The 18,813-nt window shown below is 36.6% G+C and carries 19 protein-coding genes and 1 pseudogene; 3 read left to right on the forward strand and 17 right to left on the reverse strand.

Going from position 1 to position 18,813, the window contains the following annotated elements; genetic code table 11:
- The 8 genes from ACQKMI_RS00560 to ACQKMI_RS00595 all read right to left on the reverse strand — a co-directional run bounded on the left by ACQKMI_RS00560 (window position 1) and on the right by ACQKMI_RS00595 (window position 5,475).
- A complete protein-coding gene (locus ACQKMI_RS00560; RefSeq protein WP_427486699.1) occupies window positions 1-912 on the reverse strand; it encodes a stage III sporulation protein AE in 912 nt (303 codons plus the stop codon).
- 12 nt (window positions 913-924) lie between these two features.
- Window positions 925-1,302 (reverse strand): hypothetical protein, encoded by a 378-nt coding sequence (locus tag ACQKMI_RS00565; RefSeq protein ID WP_079561815.1) that lies wholly within the window; start codon window positions 1,300-1,302, stop codon window positions 925-927.
- Window positions 1,303-1,306: 4 nt separating this feature from the next.
- Window positions 1,307-1,516, reverse strand: a complete 210-nt coding sequence (locus tag ACQKMI_RS00570) for a hypothetical protein (RefSeq protein ID WP_012295089.1) — start codon at window positions 1,514-1,516, stop codon at window positions 1,307-1,309.
- 224 nt (window positions 1,517-1,740) lie between these two features.
- Complete coding sequence (locus ACQKMI_RS00575; protein WP_427486700.1) at window positions 1,741-2,748, reverse strand: NAD(P)H-dependent flavin oxidoreductase; 1,008 nt, start codon at window positions 2,746-2,748, stop codon at window positions 1,741-1,743.
- A gap of 167 nt (window positions 2,749-2,915) precedes the next feature.
- Window positions 2,916-3,473: an elongation factor P gene (efp, locus tag ACQKMI_RS00580; protein WP_323647100.1), complete on the reverse strand. Its 558-nt coding sequence runs from the start codon at window positions 3,471-3,473 to the stop codon at window positions 2,916-2,918.
- 17 nt (window positions 3,474-3,490) lie between these two features.
- Window positions 3,491-4,552, reverse strand: a complete 1,062-nt coding sequence (locus ACQKMI_RS00585; RefSeq protein WP_427486701.1) for a M24 family metallopeptidase — start codon at window positions 4,550-4,552, stop codon at window positions 3,491-3,493.
- Between the two features lie 2 nt (window positions 4,553-4,554).
- The gene (gene aroQ, locus ACQKMI_RS00590; protein WP_323647102.1) at window positions 4,555-4,989 is read right to left on the reverse strand and encodes a type II 3-dehydroquinate dehydratase; all 435 of its coding nucleotides are present in this window, start codon (window positions 4,987-4,989) and stop codon (window positions 4,555-4,557) included.
- Between the two features lie 60 nt (window positions 4,990-5,049).
- A complete protein-coding gene (locus ACQKMI_RS00595; protein ID WP_427486702.1) occupies window positions 5,050-5,475 on the reverse strand; it encodes a hypothetical protein in 426 nt (141 codons plus the stop codon).
- A 131-nt stretch (window positions 5,476-5,606) separates the two neighbouring features.
- On the opposite strand from ACQKMI_RS00595, the gene ACQKMI_RS00600 reads away from it, so the two are divergent.
- Window positions 5,607-6,578, forward strand: a complete 972-nt coding sequence (locus tag ACQKMI_RS00600; protein WP_419150385.1) for a DUF1385 domain-containing protein — start codon at window positions 5,607-5,609, stop codon at window positions 6,576-6,578.
- Between the two features lie 322 nt (window positions 6,579-6,900).
- Here the strand turns inward: ACQKMI_RS00600 and ACQKMI_RS00605 are convergent, their stop codons facing one another.
- From ACQKMI_RS00605 to ACQKMI_RS00625, 5 genes are all read right to left on the reverse strand, one after another.
- Window positions 6,901-7,812: an NAD(P)H-dependent flavin oxidoreductase gene (locus ACQKMI_RS00605; protein ID WP_427486703.1), complete on the reverse strand. Its 912-nt coding sequence runs from the start codon at window positions 7,810-7,812 to the stop codon at window positions 6,901-6,903.
- A gap of 70 nt (window positions 7,813-7,882) precedes the next feature.
- Window positions 7,883-8,614: an ABC transporter permease gene (locus ACQKMI_RS00610; protein WP_427486704.1), complete on the reverse strand. Its 732-nt coding sequence runs from the start codon at window positions 8,612-8,614 to the stop codon at window positions 7,883-7,885.
- Complete coding sequence (locus tag ACQKMI_RS00615; protein ID WP_427486705.1) at window positions 8,611-9,336, reverse strand: ABC transporter ATP-binding protein; 726 nt, start codon at window positions 9,334-9,336, stop codon at window positions 8,611-8,613. Before ACQKMI_RS00615 ends, ACQKMI_RS00610 begins: the two co-directional genes overlap by 4 nt.
- Window positions 9,326-9,793 (reverse strand): DUF3021 domain-containing protein, encoded by a 468-nt coding sequence (locus tag ACQKMI_RS00620; RefSeq protein WP_427486706.1) that lies wholly within the window; start codon window positions 9,791-9,793, stop codon window positions 9,326-9,328. The genes ACQKMI_RS00615 and ACQKMI_RS00620 overlap by 11 nt, the downstream gene beginning before the upstream one ends.
- 10 nt (window positions 9,794-9,803) lie before the next feature.
- Complete coding sequence (locus ACQKMI_RS00625) at window positions 9,804-10,244, reverse strand: LytTR family DNA-binding domain-containing protein (protein WP_427486707.1); 441 nt, start codon at window positions 10,242-10,244, stop codon at window positions 9,804-9,806.
- 540 nt (window positions 10,245-10,784) lie between these two features.
- On the opposite strand from ACQKMI_RS00625, the pseudogene ACQKMI_RS00630 reads away from it, so the two are divergent.
- Both ACQKMI_RS00630 and ppsA read left to right on the forward strand, forming a co-directional pair.
- A pseudogene (locus tag ACQKMI_RS00630) lies at window positions 10,785-11,165 on the forward strand (recombinase family protein); the annotation flags it as partial.
- A gap of 240 nt (window positions 11,166-11,405) precedes the next feature.
- Window positions 11,406-14,006 carry a phosphoenolpyruvate synthase gene (gene ppsA / locus ACQKMI_RS00635; protein WP_427486708.1) on the forward strand — a complete coding sequence of 867 codons (2,601 nt, stop codon included), beginning with the start codon at window positions 11,406-11,408 and terminating at the stop codon, window positions 14,004-14,006.
- Window positions 14,007-14,465: 459 nt separating this feature from the next.
- Here the strand turns inward: ppsA and ACQKMI_RS00640 are convergent, their stop codons facing one another.
- From ACQKMI_RS00640 to ACQKMI_RS00655, 4 genes are all read right to left on the reverse strand, one after another.
- On the reverse strand, window positions 14,466-15,209 hold the full coding sequence (locus ACQKMI_RS00640; RefSeq protein WP_427486709.1) for a LytR/AlgR family response regulator transcription factor: 744 nt from the start codon (window positions 15,207-15,209) through the stop codon (window positions 14,466-14,468).
- Window positions 15,210-15,218: 9 nt separating this feature from the next.
- A complete protein-coding gene (locus tag ACQKMI_RS00645; protein ID WP_427486710.1) occupies window positions 15,219-16,337 on the reverse strand; it encodes a sensor histidine kinase in 1,119 nt (372 codons plus the stop codon).
- Between the two features lie 448 nt (window positions 16,338-16,785).
- On the reverse strand, window positions 16,786-17,526 hold the full coding sequence (locus tag ACQKMI_RS00650; RefSeq protein ID WP_427486711.1) for an ABC transporter permease: 741 nt from the start codon (window positions 17,524-17,526) through the stop codon (window positions 16,786-16,788).
- Window positions 17,527-17,538: 12 nt separating this feature from the next.
- Window positions 17,539-18,264: an ABC transporter ATP-binding protein gene (locus tag ACQKMI_RS00655; RefSeq protein WP_427486712.1), complete on the reverse strand. Its 726-nt coding sequence runs from the start codon at window positions 18,262-18,264 to the stop codon at window positions 17,539-17,541.
- Window positions 18,265-18,813: the final 549 nt, after the last annotated feature.

The following is an 18,813-nucleotide window of genomic DNA, read 5'->3' on the forward strand; positions in this document are numbered from 1 at the left end:
TTATCTCCCCCCAGCCATAACTTGCACAAAAACGATGAGGAATAAACAAGAAAACATAAATGAAAAAGCAATTAGAAATGATACAGCACATAATGTAAATAGAGATTTACTAACATGATCTAGTAATCTACAAATATCATCAAAGGCGATTGGCTCTAAAATAGCAGCTAACATTTTCAACGAATAGGCACTGACAACAAGCTGCACTGTAGGAATGAACGACACGGTAATAACCGCTATAAACGCAGTAATACTACTTATAGAAGATGCAAATTGTGACATGTGCTGGAACATTGAAAAACTATCTACTATAAAGGAACCAACAACTGGGATATTTTCCTCTATTAATTTTTTCACAGGCTCTGCAACAGCTGCATTTACACTAAAAGCCGCAACACCACTCGCCGACATTAAAATGATGTAACAAATAACTGATGCAGAGACGATGCTCATAATGGTAAAACGAATCAATTCTGCAATTCTTGTAAACGAAATCTCTTTAACAATGACACTGCAAACATCAAAAACAATGGCAAAAAGCACTCCCGGAATAAGCCATTTACTACTAATAATCGTTAATACTTGTACAAAAAAAAGTAAAAAAGGCTGCCAAGAAGTAATCGCTGTAATACTGCTTGATAAAAGAAAGCTTGAAGTAAGAATGGGATAAAATGCAGTAAATATATGAGCAAGTCCCTGTGCGATTTCGTCTATTAATTTAAATGAATTCACAACGACAGGTCCTATTGTTGCAAGGACTATAAGAAAAAAAAGTATCCTTGTCCCTTTTTCAAATTCTGGTATTATCATATTGACAATCAAAATAATAATGACGTAGCCACATAAAATAAGCGTCATCTTCAGCAATAGAAAGAATGGATCCGTTAAAAACGAAAATATTTGCTCTAGCAATGTCTTCGCCCCTTAGTTTAGCCGTTGTAAAATGGCCGACACCTCCTGTAAAACAGCCAAAAATTCCTTAAACCAGTACAACAAAATTACAATTTTAACCCCATCATAGACGATGTGTCCGAGTACTTTATAATTTTGTTCTACCAGTAACATCGACACCCATTGCCCGATATAAAAAAGGCTAGCACTTACTACAATGGCTTTTGCATAAGGCAAAAAAGCTAACGTCTCAAGTAATTGCTTGATGAATGGCAATAAGAGTGTCGAAAACAACATACCGAATAGCAAAAACGAAAACATTACACTAATTAGCGCATGGAGTGGCTGTATGACTTCTTTTATAAGCAATAATAAAAGCAGCATGACAACAGCAACGATGACAATTTCCATTTACCTACCCTGATGAGGTCAGCCATTGAAAGAATGTAAGGATCTCATTAAAAAAGAGACGTAAAAATCGCAGTAATTCCGCTGTCATATATAAATAGGCAATGAAAAATAGGAAAAATGAAAATTCTTTTTTTCCTGTTTGATCAAAGAAGACATGAAGAAGCGCAACTACTAGTCCCACTCCCGCGACTCTTAATACGTCTTGTAATTCCATTTCATACGCCCCCTCGTGTACAGCAATATATGTTGCTTCCACAAAAAAAAGACCTCCATACATACACGTATAGAGATCTTCGTATTTTTATGAAATTAATGATGCCTCAGCATAATTGCATCCGGATGCTTAACTTCTTTCAGCAAATGTTAGACACCTTTGAAAAGTAACTTAAACCCACATTCTCTCTCCACATATAGAGGGAGGAGATTTGCCGAAAGAAGTTACAGTAACTTTTCAATGATGCTTTTGACGGTACCTGGTTGTTTCACTAAATAGCTCTTTTCGCCCATCCACATCGATAAATATTCGGCTTTGCCTTGTTTTGCGCCTTCTTTGCGAATAGTTGTAGTTAGATCATTTTGCAATGGATAAGGGGCTACAATAGCATCCTTCATACGTTCCGTAAAACCATTTGCTAAGCCTCTTGCTGGTTTACCAGAAAAAGCACGAGTAATCGTTGTCTGTTGTGCTTCCGATTGAAGCAAGGCATTTTTATAAAGAGGTGAAATTTCACACTCATCGGCTACTAGTAAAGCTGTACCAATTTGAACCGCTTGTGCACCCATTGCTAGTGCTTTACTTACATCTTCCTTTGTGACAATGCCTCCAGCAGCAATAATCGGTATGGGAATTTGCCCCACCACTTGCTGAAGTAAATCATGCAAATCAATTAATTGCATCGGTTCAGTAAAGGATCCACGATGACCACCAGCTTCACCACCCTGAAGAACAACAGCTTGCATCCCCGCTTGTTCTACACGCTTTGCTTCCTCTAATGTAGTTGCTGTACCAATAACATACACATTTTTGTCCTTTAAACGATGAATGACATCTGCTGAAGGTATACCAAATGTAAAGGAACAAATGGCTACATTTTCATCAAGAACAGCTTGTACTTGTTCTTCAAATACTTCCTTGGACATGACACTTTGTACAGGTGATAGTCCAAGTTCATCATAAAACGGTTGTAAAGCCATTCGAGCCTTTTGAAGAACATCGACATCAATACGTGGTTCTTCTTGTACAAATAAATTAATCGCAAATGGCTTTTTCGTTAGCTTTTTAACTTCCTGAATAAAGCTTTTTGTTTGCTCCCCATCTAAATAGCCCGCTCCAATCGAGCCTAAAATACCTTGCTCTGAACAGGCAGCCACAAATTTTGGCGTAGTTACACCAGCCATTGGTGCCTGTATGATTGGATATGGTATGTCAAAATTTGTTTGTAGCATAGCATTCACTCCTTACTATTATTGTAAACAAATCTTCCAATTATGACCACATATTAAATGATAGAAACTAATTTTTCTAATAGTAAAAAAGGAGCTATCTCTACTTTATATGTATAAATAAAAACCTACCCTTTTGTAAAAAAGAGTAGGTCGGATATTTTTATTCATTACCCACGAGAAACGTAAGAACCTTCTTCAGTATTGATAATTAACTTGTCACCTTGGTTTACGAAGAATGGCACTTGTACAATAAGACCTGTTTCAAGAGTTGCAGGTTTTGTACCACCTGAAGCTGTATCACCTTTAATGCCAGGCTCTGTTTCTGTTACTTCTAGCGTTACAGTGTTTGGTAATTCAACACCTAACATTTCACTTTGGTATGATTGAATATGAACTTCCATGTTTTCTTTTAGGAATTTTAATTCATATTCAATGGCAGCTGAAGCAAGTTCAGTTTGCTCATATGATTCTAAGTCCATGAAAACATGCTCGTCACCTTGTGCATAAAGGTATTGCATTTTACGGTTATCGATTTGTGCTTTTTCAACTTTCTCACCAGCACGGAAAGTTTTTTCATTTACTGAACCGTTACGTAGGTTACGTAATTTAGAACGTACGAACGCAGCACCTTTACCTGGTTTAACGTGTTGGAAATCTAACACGCGATATAATTGGCCATCTACAATAATTGTTAGACCTGTACGGAAATCGTTTACTGAAATCATTTGTGTTCCTCCATAGTTTACAAAATAATAAGTTCTTTTGACGAATGAGTTAGCAGTTCATTACCTGTCTCTGTGATTAAAATATCGTCCTCGATACGAACACCACCGATTCCTGGTAAATACACTCCTGGTTCAATCGTTACGGCCATACCTGGCTCTAAAATCGCTTCTGAACGCATCGATAAGCCAGGGCCTTCATGTACTTCAAGACCAATCCCATGTCCTAATGAATGACCAAATGCCTCGCCATAGCCTTTTTCTGTTAAGTAGTTACGTGCAATCGCATCTGCTTGGATCCCTGTTAAGCCAGGGCCAACCTTTTCAAGTGCTAAAAGCTGGGAAGCAAGTACTGCGTTGTACATATCCACTAATTTTTCAGATGGCTCGCCAACTGCCACAGTACGTGTAATATCCGAGATATAGCCATTGTACAGTGCTCCATAATCTAAAGTAACAAAGTCGCCTTTTTCAATCACTTTATTCGTTGCAACGCCATGTGGTAACGCTGAGCGAATACCAGACGCAACAATTGTATCAAACGAGGACTGAGTTGCTCCTTGTTTACGCATGAAAAATTCTAATTCATTCGAAACTTCAAGCTCTGTTTTACCTGGCTTGATGAAGTTTAAGATATGTGTATATGCGTGATCAGCAATTTCACACGCAACCTTAATAATATTAATCTCTTGTTGCGTCTTAATCAAGCGAATTTTTTCAATTAGCCCAGAAATCGGTACTAAATCAGCTTGAATTTTATTTTTATATAGCTCATATGTGCCATAGCTAACAGTATCTTTCTCAAAGCCCAATAATTTGATACCCATGTTTTTTACTTGCGTTGCAATTTCTTCAATGATCGTCGCCTCATGCTTGACAATTCTGAAATCTTGAACTTGAGCAGCTGCTTGCTCTGTGTAACGAAAATCCGTGATAAACACAGCATCATTTTGAGACACGATTGCTACGCCCGCTGTCCCTGTAAAACCAGTCATATAACGACGGTTGTATCCGTTCGTAATTAAAATGCCATCGAGATTTTGTTCCTGAAGTGTCTTACGTAGCTTTTGTAATTTCAACATAATCAATTCTCCCTCTCAATAAATGTGCGTAGTGCCAGTTCATAGCCTTTCGTACCTAGTCCAGAGATTTGACCAAGGCATGCCGGAGCGAGATAAGAATGATGACGGAAAGCCTCACGTTTATGGATATTTGAAATATGTACTTCTATAACCGGCACAGAAATCCCTGCAATTGCATCATGTAAAGCTATGCTTGTATGGGTATATGCACCGGGATTAAAGATAATACCATCATATTTTTCGTCCTCTGCCTCATGTACCCAATCAACAAGAACCCCTTCATGATTAGATTGACGAAACTCGACAGTGGCACCGAAAGACGCCGCAAGATTCTGAACATTGTTTTTCACATCTTCTAATGTCTCATAACCATAAATATGTGGCTCTCGTTTACCTAGTCGATTTAAGTTTGGTCCATTCAAACATAATAACTTCACGCATATTCGCCTCTTTCTATGTACTTGCCATTATTTTATCATACAAGGAGCATACAGCAACTAATTTCCTTTTTGCGCTGTATGCTCCTTTTGATGAAAATTTGCAGTTTCAAGCAAGAAACGTAATAGACAAATAACTATGACCATAAAAGGAATCGACAGTTTTTTAAAAGAAGAAGATTGTAAAGGCAAATCAAGAACAAACCATTCTAATGTGATTGACACAAAAAGGCCAAGTAAAAAAGAAGATAGCACAGCTGGGATAATATAAACATATCTCAACGTAATGTATAACAAAAACCCAATCATGAATAAGACTAGGATGAAAAAGCTCCATTGAAATAGTTTTGAGCTGCCTTCGAATATATCCCACTTCTTATAAAAACCTATTGGATTCCATTTAATGAGATGAAAGTAATGAAGCCCCTTTAAACATAATGCAAAAACAAGTGCACCGACGAGCGATGTTATACTAGCTACTCTCAAGTAAAATCCTCCTAACTTGTACCACGAGTTTATTTTCAAACGTTAATCATTTCCTAAACTGTACGATTAGTGTAACCATATAGAAATTTTACTATGCGTAACTCTAGAGGTTTTTCACTAAATTTAGTACAATGGTACAGTTGAAATATATAAAGAGAGTGGTGTTAGCCTTGAGCAATTCACCTGTATACGGGGGACAAGCACAATTAGAAGGTGTAATGTTCGGAGGAAAGGAACATACGATTACTGCCATTCGCCGTAACGATGATTCCATCGATTATTATCATTTTAAAAAAGTTCAAAACCCTATTTTACAAAAGCTTAAAAAAATTCCATTGGTACGAGGCGTAGTAGCGCTGATTGAATCAGCTGGTTTAGGCTCTCGCCATATGCAATTTTCAGGGGACCGTTACGACGTTACACCTGGTGAAGAAGAAGAACATAAAGAGGAAGGCTCAAGACTGCAAATGATTTTAGGGGTTGCAGTTGTAGGTATCCTTTCCTTTTTATTTGGTAAGTTTGCCTTTACATTAATTCCAGTATTTATTGCGGATTTTTTCTCTAAATGGATTGAGGGCAAAACTGGCCAAATTTTACTTGAAAGTGGCATTAAACTATTTTTACTACTTACCTATTTATATTTTATATCTTTAACACCACTTATTAAACGAGTATTCCAATATCATGGTGCAGAACATAAAGTTATCAATTGCTATGAAGCTGGTATGGATATAACAGTGGAAAATGTACAAGCACAATCACGCTTACACTATCGTTGCGGTAGTAGTTTTATGCTGTTCACTGTGTTTGTCGGCATGTTTTTATATTTCTTCGTGCCAACTGATCCGCTTTGGTTACGCATTGTGGACCGTATTTTATTAATTCCAGTTGTTCTTGGGATATCATTTGAAGTACTACAAGCTACTAATGCATGCCGTAATATGCCAGTGTTACGCTTCCTTGGCTATCCAGGCTTATGGCTACAATTACTAACAACACGTGAGCCGAAAGACGATCAAGTAGAAGTAGCTATTGCATCCTTCAATATGCTGCTTCAAGTTGAGCAACAACCAGAAATCGCAGCTACTTTGAATCATGATTAACAAATCAATTATGCCTCGGCATAATTGCGTCTGGAATCAGCTTTGTGCTTAGGCCTGCAGGATGCAGGTCAGTTAGCCGTTATCGCATGGATGCGATGATTTTAGGCTAACATCCTATGTGAACTCCTTCCCGATTCCGTGACATCCGCCGGAGGCTTTGGGCCAACGTGATGTTGGTCACTCAGTCGTTGCCACAGGACGTGGCGTTCTTAGACTGAGTTCCTCTATTTCAGCGGATGTTTGAACAACCGCTGAAATAAGTTAAAGGGCGAGTCCAACAGATACTTTTGGTTGGACTTGCCCTTTTTATGTTAGAGATTAGTTATGATAATGGCTGTACAGAAATTATTTGTTGCTTTGCTTTCTCGTACTCTGTTTCCAATGTTATGAGTATTTCACGAACGGACTCTCGTTTATCAATATTGGTGATGCCATGTCCGGCTGACCAAATATCTCGCCATGCCTTGACATTAACAAGATGTGTTAAATCAATATCTTCTCTTGGCTTCAATGTCGCTGGATCAATACCCTCCTTTAATAAGGATGGAATTAACACATTAACATGGACACCGCTAAAAGCATCGGTATATAAAATATCAGAAGTACAACTTTCAATTACCATATTTTTGTACTCATCAGGTGCATTTCCTTCATCACAAGCTAAAAATCGAGTACCCATATAGGCATAGTCTGCTCCCATTATTTGAGCAGCTAGTACGTCTGCACCGCTAGAGATGGAACCTGATAAAATGATCGTCCCCGTAAAGAATTTCTTAACAGCAGATACAAAGCCAAATGGATTCAGTTGCCCGCCATGCCCACCAGCACCTGCACAAACAAGAATCAATCCGTCTACACCAGTTGCAGCAGATTTTTCGGCATGCTTAACGTTCGCAACATCTGCATAGACCTTCCCTCCATAGCCTTGTACAATGTCCAAAACTCTCTTTGGATTGCCTAGTGAAGTAATAACAATTGGTGGCTGAAATTGTTCGATTAACTGTAAATCTTCTTCAAAACGTGTATTCGCTACAGGATGACAAATAAAGTTAACTGCCCATTGCTCAGAAGGTAGCGCCCTTTTTATTTCTCCAAGCCACTCAGCACAAGCTGAAGCCGGTCTGGCATTTAATAACGGAAATGAACCAATAGCCCCTGCTCTACTAGCCTCAATAACCATCTTAGGATTAGAAACTAAAAACATCGGAGCAACTATAATTGGTAAACTAGACATACTCTCTCCCCCTTTATACTTATAACATTTCGAGAGATTTTCTGAAAATCCTACTAAATAAATTCAAATTTTAATTCTGCCCCCGCATCTTCCATTGAAATAACAGGGTAGCGATCATAAAAATAAAGACCGTGTACCCTAAAACGATAGCGAGTGGAACGAAAACATCTGAATAAGCTCCACTTAGAACTGCACGTGCCGCATGAACAGCATGGACAAATGGCAAAAATTGTGTGATAGATTGAAATGTACCACCTATCATGTCAGGTTCAAACCATATACTACTAAACCAAGTTGATAAATTGACAAATATCGCGAAGATACCCCCTACCTGTTTGTCCGTAAAAATTGTGCCAAGTAATAAACCAAAACCAATATATAATAAGGAAATTACAATAAGTACACCTACCATTAAAAGGACAGTTATATTGAAGGTTAATCCTAAAAATACAGCTGTGAGTAAACAGAAAATAATTTGCAATAATGCAATTGGTAGTAGAGGTAGGACATAGCCCAAAATATAATCGCGTGCTAACATAGGAGAAGCAAAAATTCGCATTAAAAAGGAAGAGCTCTTATCCTTGCTGAGTAACATACCGGAAAAAAGAGTAAGAAATGAGAAGCTAAAAACAATAACACCTGGTGTGAGATTACTAATTTCATATAATGCAAATGGCATATTTTTTTGCATGACAGAAAATAGCCACATAAGAAGCATTGGTAAGCCCATGCCAAAAATGAGTGTTAAGGGATCGCGTACTATTTCCTTATGATTTCTTGTTGCAAATACACTTGCTTTCATAGTGACTCCTCCTCTGTAAGCTCTAAAAATACATCTTCTAAAGAACCCTTTTTTGTTTCTTGCATTAATTCCTGAATTGTACCAAGAGCACGTAATTTCCCTCGATGCATAATGCCTACACGATCCGCCAGCATCTCGACCTCTTCTAAATAGTGAGTCGTTAAGACAATCGTTACCTGACCTTTTAACTGATTAAGTATTTTCCATAAATCGCGACGTGCACGTACATCCATACCTAATGTTGGTTCATCTAAGAAAAGTATTGTTGGATTAGACATCATAGCCATCGCAACACTTAAGCGACGCATATAGCCGCCCGATAACGTTTTAGCCTTACTGGACTGATGAGGAGTCAAGCCAAATACCTTCATTTGTGTGCTTGCTCTTTTCTGCGCCTCTGTTTTTGAGCATCCATAAATTCGGCCCATTAATAGCAGATTCTCTACTACTGTTAAATTCGGTGCAACTGCTGTTTCCTGCGGGGAAATATTTAATTTCTTTTTAGCAGCGACTTGATGATGAACAATACTTTCACCATCTAAAAGAGCATCTCCAGCTGTTGGTGATAAAAGTCCACAAAGCATTTTAATCGTTGTCGTCTTCCCAGCTGCATTTTGCCCGAGAAGTGCAAAGAATTCCCCACTTTTTATAGTTAAAGATAACTGATCCACTACTACATGTTCCTTATACTGCTTTGTTAAGCTCTTAATTTCAATTGTCATGAGACTCACCTCTCTCTATTAGCATGGCATTAATTTTTTCTATATCACGCTTTGACAGCTTATATTGAAATAACCATGTCACGACATATGTTCCTAAGAAACTTACTAATAAGGAACAAACATTGGCCATCGTTTTCGGCATCCATAAAATCATCACAATGGGTATCCAAATAATTGCCGTTACAAAAAAATGTACAATAAATTGCTTCAGCATTCCCCATCTAGCCATTTCAAAAAATAGTGCAGCTAAAGCGAAAGTTATCCCAATCAAACCAGTCAACAAAACTTGAGTGATTATTGCGATTATTCCATTTGTAAATAATGCTCGAAATTCGGGAACTACCCAAGCGTAACTTCCTTGCGCGATCCCAATTGATATAAAGAATTGCACCACCTGCCCTAGTACAGCACCAATGACAAATCCACCTATAATACGAATTAGTAAGTCTTTTCGCACGTTTTTCACCTCATAGTCCTAATTGCTTCTTAATTTTCGTTACATAGCGCCTTGAAGCGTATGTATTAATCCCACCTTTTAGCTCAACTCCGATTGTTCCAGTTTTGCTAATGTCCATATGTATAATCATATTTCGATTGACAATTTCAGCATTTGAAATTCGTAAAAATAGCTGTGTATTAAGCTTTTCTTCAAGTTCATACAAGCGAAAACGTACATTGTAAATACTAACCATCGTTTGAACGAAAACTTTCTTTTGTTCCGTATAAATGCGCACAATGTCCTCACAGTTAATAAATTCAACACCTCTATGTGATAAAACCGATAACGTATTCATTTCAGCGGAAGCGATACACTGCATGAGATTTTCTATTTCATCGGTCATCTTATCTGTGTGAATAGTCACTTTAGGTTCTTTGCATGCCGGGTCAATCGACACTTCTACCTTCATATCATCACAGTCCTTTCATTCGTTTTCACTATAAAATGTTTATGTAGTTATGTAAATGGATTTTCGACGACTGGTCGTTTTTACGGGATAAGTGGTTTTGACACCCATCTCCCCCTCTCAAAGGAGGCTGGAGTTTGTCTAAATGACGATAAAAAAGTGCCTATCCGTTTTATTGACAAGATAGATGTGCTTTGAAATAAAGTTTTGATCAAAATACCCCACAACCAGTATTTTACAATAAATAAAAAGAATCCATTTTGAAAAAAAGATTGATCAAAATGGATTTTTATCCAGAAGATTTAAATATCGGTTTTATAAAAAAGTTTGATTTATCTACTCTTGTCCTTCACAATCGCGCCATTTAATGGAATATCACATCATTTTTATTATGTGGTTTTGTTGAAGATTATTGCTTAAATCTAATTCAAATTAAGCACCCGTTTACGGAACGAGATAATCATATTTCTTTTTGTGACTGTTTAGCATAATTCAGGATTATCAGTAGTCATTCTCTGATTGTTTATAAAGACAAGATTCTAGGACATTATCTTTGAAGAGAAACTGTCTGGAGCGACGCAAGATCGACCAGAGTTGCAAAAAAATGATAGAAACCCTTCAACAAAGGGACATCATTTTTGTTACGGACCTTACTCGAATCACTCACAGCACAAGAGATCTATTTGAATTAGTAGATTACATTAAACAAAAGAAGGCAAGCTTAAAGTCCTTGAAAAACACATGGATAGACCAATTGGAAGATAATCCCTATAACCAATTTTTAACGACGGTCATGGGTGGAGTAAATTCGTTAAAGCGTGATCTAATTCGCATGCGTCAAAGCGAAAGAATTGATTTAGCGAAAAAGGAAGGGAGATACCTCGAAAGAGTCACCATAAGCATGCCCGGATTAACTATGCAGTGACGGAGTCGGCTTAAATCAGGATTTTGATGTGATTAGCGGTAGTGGAAAAACAAGAAAAAACCTGGATAGTTTTACCAGGTTCTTTAATATTGCACAAAGACAGACACGAAGATATAATTATATTACAACTAATATCGGTCTAGTTCGCAAAGTTATCCTATTTTATATTTTAATAATATCATACCGGTATGCACTTGTCAAATTTTTTTGCTCAATATTATGGTTAGGAGAGATGTAGAATGAGTTCTTTGGTTCTTGGCTTTCAGGAAATGAATAAAACACAGCTTTTGCTCGTTGGTGGAAAAGGGTTAAATTTAGGGGAATTATCAAAAATTGAAGGACTACAAGTACCAGAAGGATTTTGTGTTACAACAGTGGGTTATCAAAAAGCTATCGAACAAGACAAAACGATTCAAGCATTGTTGGACCAACTATCAACGCTAAAAGTAGAGGATCGAGATCAAATTGGTGAAATCAGCAGGAAGATTCGACAAATCATTACGGAAGTAGAAATTCCTTCCGATGTTGTAAAAGCAGTTGCTCACAAACTCTCTCAGCTTGGTGGTGGCCACGCTTACGCAGTGCGTTCTAGTGCGACTGCTGAAGATTTACCTCATGCCTCTTTTGCTGGTCAACAAGACACCTATTTAAATATCATCGGCAAAGAAGCCATCTTGCAGCATATTCGCAAATGTTGGGCTTCCCTATTTACAGATCGCGCGGTAATCTACCGTATGCAAAATGGATTTGACCACAGTCAAGTGTATATATCCGTTATCATACAACGGATGGTTTTCCCACAGGCATCAGGGATTTTATTTACCGCTGATCCGATTACTTCTAACCGAAAGCTGCTATCAATCAATGCCAGTTTCGGACTCGGAGAAGCACTGGTCTCTGGCTTGGTCTCTGCCGATTGTTATAAAGTACAGGAAGATAAAATCGTCGAAAAGATGATAGCGAACAAGAAATTGGCTATCTATGGACTAAAAGGAGGAGGAACAGAGACACAACAGATCAATCCGGATCAGCAAAAAACACAAACACTTACTGATCAACAGATTATACAACTAGCACGCATTGGAAGACAGATCGAAGCTTATTTTGGTTGCCCACAAGATATCGAATGGTGTTTGGTTGATGATACATTTTATATTGTCCAGAGTCGCCCAATCACGACTCTTTTCCCCATCCCTAAAGCGAATGATCAAGAAAACCACGTCTATCTATCTGTTGGTCATCAACAAATGATGACCGATGCCATGAAACCATTGGGATTGTCTTTTTTCCTGTTAACCACTTCTGCACCCATGCGTAAAGCAGGTGGAAGGTTGTTTGTTGATGTTACACATCAACTGGAATCACTTGCTAGTAGAAACAATCTATTAAATACTATGGGACAACACGATCCGCTTAGCAAAGATGCACTTATGACCATCATTGAGCGTGGAGATTTTATAAAATCGTTACCAAATGATAATAAAGCACCAAGTCCCAACAGAGGCAATACAGATATGCTAGCACAAATCGAAATCAATCCATCCATCGTTTCTGAATTGATTAAACGTAATCAAACATCCATAGAAGAGTTAAAACAAAACATCCAAACGAAATCAGGAATAGATTTATTTGATTTTATTCTAGAAGATCTTCAGGAATTAAAGAAAATTTTATTTGACCCACAAAGTTCAAATGTATTTATGACTGCAATAAATGCTTCAATATGGATCAATGAAAAAATGAGCGAGTGGTTAGGTGAAAAAAACGTAGCAGACACGCTTTCTCAATCTGTACCAAACAATATTACATCGGAAATGGGTCTAGCATTATTGGATGTCGCAGATGTGATTCGCCCTTATCCAGAAGCAATTGAATATTTACAACATACAAAAGATAATAACTTTTTAGATGAACTGGTTAAGTTTGATGGTGGACAGAAAGCTAGAGACGCTTTCTATGTTTTTCTCAACAAATACGGAATGCGATGTGCCGGAGAAATTGATATTACGAAAACTCGTTGGAGTGAAAAACCAATTACACTCGTTCCCACGATTCTAAATAATATCAAAAACTTGCAGCCTAATGCCAGCAATCGAAAATTTGAGCAAGGGCGACGGAAAGCTTTGGAAAAAGAACAAGAGTTATTAGAGCGCTTGAAGCAATTACCGGATGGTGAACAAAAAGCCAAAGAAACAAAACGAATGATCGATCTAATCCGAAATTTCATCGGTTATCGTGAATATCCAAAATACGGCATGATTAATCGCTACTTCGTTTATAAGCAGGCTTTACTGAACGAAGCAGAACAACTTGTACAAACCAACGTTATTCATGAAAAAGAAGATATATACTATCTCTCTTTTGAAGAACTTCGCGAAATCGTACAAACAAATAAACTAGATTACCAGATTATCAACAAACGGAAAGACGAGTACAAATTATATAAAAAACTTACTCCCCCACGTGTTATCACGTCTGATGGTGAAATCATTGTAGGTGAATACAAACGGGAAAATACCCCAGCCGAAGCTCTTATAGGGCTACCTGTTTCTTCCGGAGTTATAGAGGGGCGGGCTCGTGTCATCTTAAACATGGAAGATGCTGATTTAGAAGATGGAGATATACTAGTAACCTCCTTTACTGACCCTAGCTGGACATCACTGTTTGTATCCATCAAAGGTCTAGTCACTGAAGTTGGCGGATTGATGACCCATGGAGCAGTTATCGCACGTGAATATGGCTTACCCGCAGTTGTTGGGGTGGAAAATGCCATCAAACTGATAAAAGACGGGCAACGAATTCGCGTTCACGGAACAGAAGGTTATATTGAAATATTGTAATAACTGAATACGTCAAGAAAGAGCCTCTGTTATAATGAACGGCATTAAATGTAACCTATCATAGATAAAAGTCAGATGCGCTTACAAAAAACCTTGAGGAAATATTTGAGATTATCAATGGGTTTTAATATTGAGCTTATCTCGAATAAGATTTAGGCTTTGACCTTCAACAACAAGACCCTTTTATGTAGTAACGAAAAGAGGCCAATTTCTCGATTTTAACGCCGAGGAATTGGCCTTTTTATATTAGAATTTCCTTAACGTTGTAAATCCTCATTTCTCTGACGCTACCCCTCATCGCAAAACAGATTGATCAAAGTTAAATACAAAATGTTGATATAACAGTATTTCCTTGATTTTGATACGCTCAAAACGGTGCGACTTTATTTCAAACAGTACAACTTTACTTCCTTTTTCGATACATTTTAAACACTTGGAAATACAAGGGAGAGCATACTCTTATTCGATTAGATTCATTTCTAATTTTTTCTGTACAGCTTTAATCATTCGAGCAGATCCATAGCAAGTTTCGCCATTTTCCATTAGAATTTCTTTCTTTTTTAAGTCCATTTCCTGAATATTGTCGATATTCACTACGAAAGAATTATGGCAACGAATGAAGCCTTCATACTCTTTTTCTATGTCTTTCAGCTTCCCATAAAACTCCACTTGACGATTATCCAAATGTAAAACAACTTTATGTAATGGGGAGGATTCAAAAAACATGATATCATCATAGTTGACACTAATAATTTTATCTGCAATTCTTTGAACGAATTTTTTATTGGATGTTTTGTTCATTACTTGCTTTCTTTCATTTGTCACCTTCAAGCAGCTAACAATCTTGCTCTGTACAGAATCGACATCATCTTTAATAATAAAATCCATCGCGGCTACTTTATAAATGAAATTTAAATAAGTAAGTTCTGAGTGGGTTGTGATAAAAACAATATCACCTATTGGATCAATTTTTCTGATTTCCGCGCCAAGTGTGATACCATTCATCTCATGACTCAAGTCGATATCAAGAAAATATAAACCAGGTCGATTACTCTCCTTTATGTAGGCTAATATTTCTTCTGGATCTGCGGTTGTTAGTACCAGTTGCATATCAAGGTTTTCAATCATTATGTAATTTGAAACATACCTGGCTATCTTTTCTCTTTGTTCCTTTTGATCTTCACAAATAAAAACATCAATCATCTCAATCCCTCACTTTAAAATTACAATTTCCTGCTTAAAAAATTCATCCTCTATAAATGTATCCAACTGTGTGTTATTTTCTTGATCAACCATTTTCTTCAGGCTAGTCAGCCCCAATCCTCGATTTTCTCCTTTTGTTGAGAAACCTTTTTCGAAATATTGAAAGAGCTTATGTCCAGTATCTTTGAACGTATTCCAAACTACAAAGGACACGGATTGTTCAAACTCCACAAACCCCACTCGAACCGTACCCTTTTCTACTTCTTCTGCTGCTTCAATGGCATTGTCTAAAATAATTCCGATACAGCGGCACAACAGTACACTATCCATATTCAGATGATGAATTTCGTTAGGACATTCAAAAACTACATCTATCCCCTTTTCCTGTGCTGTAATCAGTTTGGAAGATATCAAACCTTTAACTTCTGGGATTTTAATTTGAGACAATCCCCTCATTTTAAAATCATTATCACGAATCTTTTGACTGACGCGCATAATATTGTCATTAAAATAGCTTTCTAAAGCAGTCATATCTCGATTGGTGATGTATTCTGACATAGAAGACAGGATATTGATGTAATCATGGCGGAAAGTTCGCATTTCATTATAGTTTTTTTCCAGCTGTTCAGTGTACATTTGTAGACTGTTTAGCTCAATTTCCTTTTCCCTCATCTCAAACTGCTTTCTAAAGGTATATACTAGAAACGACAAACTAACAGCAAAAATAACAAAATAGATAAATAAGTACATCGTATTCATCAATACCAGCTTATTTTGATTTCCTGTTAATCGTACATAAACAATCATTGTAAAATAAATTGCATATGTAAAAAGACCCAAGAAAGCTGCAATTCGCGTTAAATTCCTATCATCTGCATCTTTCTCAAAAATTCGGACGGTAATTTTTTTCCAAAAGACTATAAATATAAAGCCAATACTCATTGTAATAAATTGATGAAGTAATGTCGCTGAAAAAATGATTTCATTTGTTTCTAAAAAGGTAGTACTAATCCCAAAGATTTTTACCATAATGAAAGTTGTTATATGATCAATTAGAATCATAGCAATCATTATTGTTGATGTGTAGTACAATGCAGGTATCCACTTTAGATATGTATATTTAAACATAGCAAGAACAAACGCAAATATTAATAACGAACCAAAAATATCTAAATACGAATATAGCCCAGCCATAATTAAACTAAACAATATGGCCGCAATAATATTTTCCTTTCGAAAAAAACGTTTGCCTATAATGAAACTTACCAAAATACAATAAAATAAAACCTGAATGAATGCTAATATAGCCACTCACTGACCCTCATTTCTATATAGTAAACTCCACTATATAGTATACTATATATATAAATAAAAGGAATCAGGGAAGGCGTGTTAGCGGAGGTTAGGAAATTAAAAGAAAGACAAAACCTGACCAGAATTCAAGCTTATATTCCAGCTCTTAAAGCCATCACTTTTACAAAGCTCTTTCAAAAAATTCATTTAAAACAACAGCTCATTATCAAATGGCGTAGAAGACAATGTCTACTTATAACAATTCTCACCAAATCGTTGGAACTCATTTAAATCTTTTTTTGAGCTTAATAACAACTAATGAAATAATTAGAAGAAACGATGTGTACCCGATTGAAATCAACATATCTTGATCGAATTCAAATGTCTGATTCCAAATTGAAATATACATTTTATTTAAATGATAGAACGGATTCACATAAGATACATATTTCACAAAATTCGGAAGACTCTCCACAGGAACAGAAAAGCCGCCAGTGAACATAACAATTTGAAACAAAACAATAGACATAATTAGTGCTGTTTTTACTTCCTTGAAGTTTGAATAAATCGCATGAGAATAGACCAACATTATCGCATTAATAAGCAACAAACTTAGATATGAAACTATGAAATTAACAATAGAAAGTTGCAAATCATAAATAAGTATGCCAATCAATGTTATTAAGACAAATCCTGCAGTTGCAATAATAAATGACTTGGCAATACTGGACATCAGAAGAATTTTATCCGTTATAGGCGTAATGAAAAGTCTTTTTTCAATTCCTTCTGCTCGATTCATTACCTGATCAAAACCAAAGGCAAAAAATACTACTGAAAAACTAATTAGGACAATAAACGATGGTGTATACATTTGAACATAGTTCATTCCTCCGCTATAGGTTGCATTACTGAACATTTGTCCCATTAAAATATATGTTACTGGCGGTACAACAACTGTGAAGACTAAATAAAATAACTCTCTAAAAAACATGATTAAGTCATATTTAATTTGTGTTAATAACATCTTCCCTCCCCCTTATTTGGAAATTTTATCAAGATAAAAGCTATTAATAGACTTATAACCTGATTTCAGTATATTTTCTGGAGTATCATATACTTCGGTTACACCGTCGTTAATGAATAGAACTTTATCACAATAGAGTTCGATTTCGTCCATGTAATGAGTCGATAAAATCACTGTACTATCATTTTTTTTTATATATCCTGTGATGCTTTCCCATAATATGTTCCGCATATGAGGATCCAGACCGGTAGTCGGTTCATCCAAAATAATCAAACGCGGTTTTGAAGAAAAAGCAATTGCCAGGCTAACCTTTTGCTTCCAGCCTCCAGATAAATTATCAAAAAACGTATTTAGATGCTCCTGCAATTCAAACTCTTCGATAATTTCATTTAAATCTACTTTGCTACCATAATAGGCACGAAAAAGATCTAGTAATTCTTTTACTTTTAATTTTTTATAAAACTGTGTAGGCTGAAGTACAGCAGATATATTACTTTTGATTTCTTCCAGCTGAGCTTGATCAATTTCCTTTAAGTTATTACCCAAAACAGCTACCTTACCGTCATTATAATCTTTAATCGTCATTAAAATTTCCAAGAATGTCGATTTCCCAGCACCATTTTTACCGATAACACCAATAATTTCACCTTTTTTAGCAGTAAAGTCTATTCCTTTCAGAACAGCTTTTTTCCCATAGTTCTTTGTTAAATTTTCTACCTTTACATTGTAATCCTGCATGGTTCACCCTCCTAATTTACATACATACTATAACTCGAGAATTCTACTGTTTTTCATTCCATGCATACAAGCTGCTCCTCTATACTTAGATGTCCAAAGTATCTGATTTAGGTGTTCTATTTTCATTCATAACTGTCAACAAGGTTCCCTGTGACAACACTTATTTTACAAGTTCAGCTGATTTGAACAGACAGACTGCTTCATGATTAGCACAAATTACCTTCTCCTTTAGATGTTCTATGAAACTCTAATAGACCACCTACTGTTCACCAAGTAGGTTATAAAGGGATACTTCACGTTTCTGTCAGACCTCCCCAGCTAAGCACATACACTTTCACACCATCTATCCACCTTATTTACTCGATATGGTCTTCGAAAGAAAGCGCTTTGTTTTATTGAGCAAACTCAATCGGATCTAGCCTTATATGTAGTTGTGTTCCTCGGGCAGGTGTGTTGCTTTCTTCGGAGATTGGGACTTGCACCCTAGAGTTCATGAGCAAGCTGAGTACACCACAAAAAAAAGCACCAGCAAGATGCTGATACTTTAGG

Origin of the sequence: Lysinibacillus sp. NPDC097214 (genome assembly GCF_050277945.1) — a bacterium.
Taxonomy (GTDB): domain Bacteria; phylum Bacillota; class Bacilli; order Bacillales_A; family Planococcaceae; genus Lysinibacillus; species Lysinibacillus xylanilyticus_B.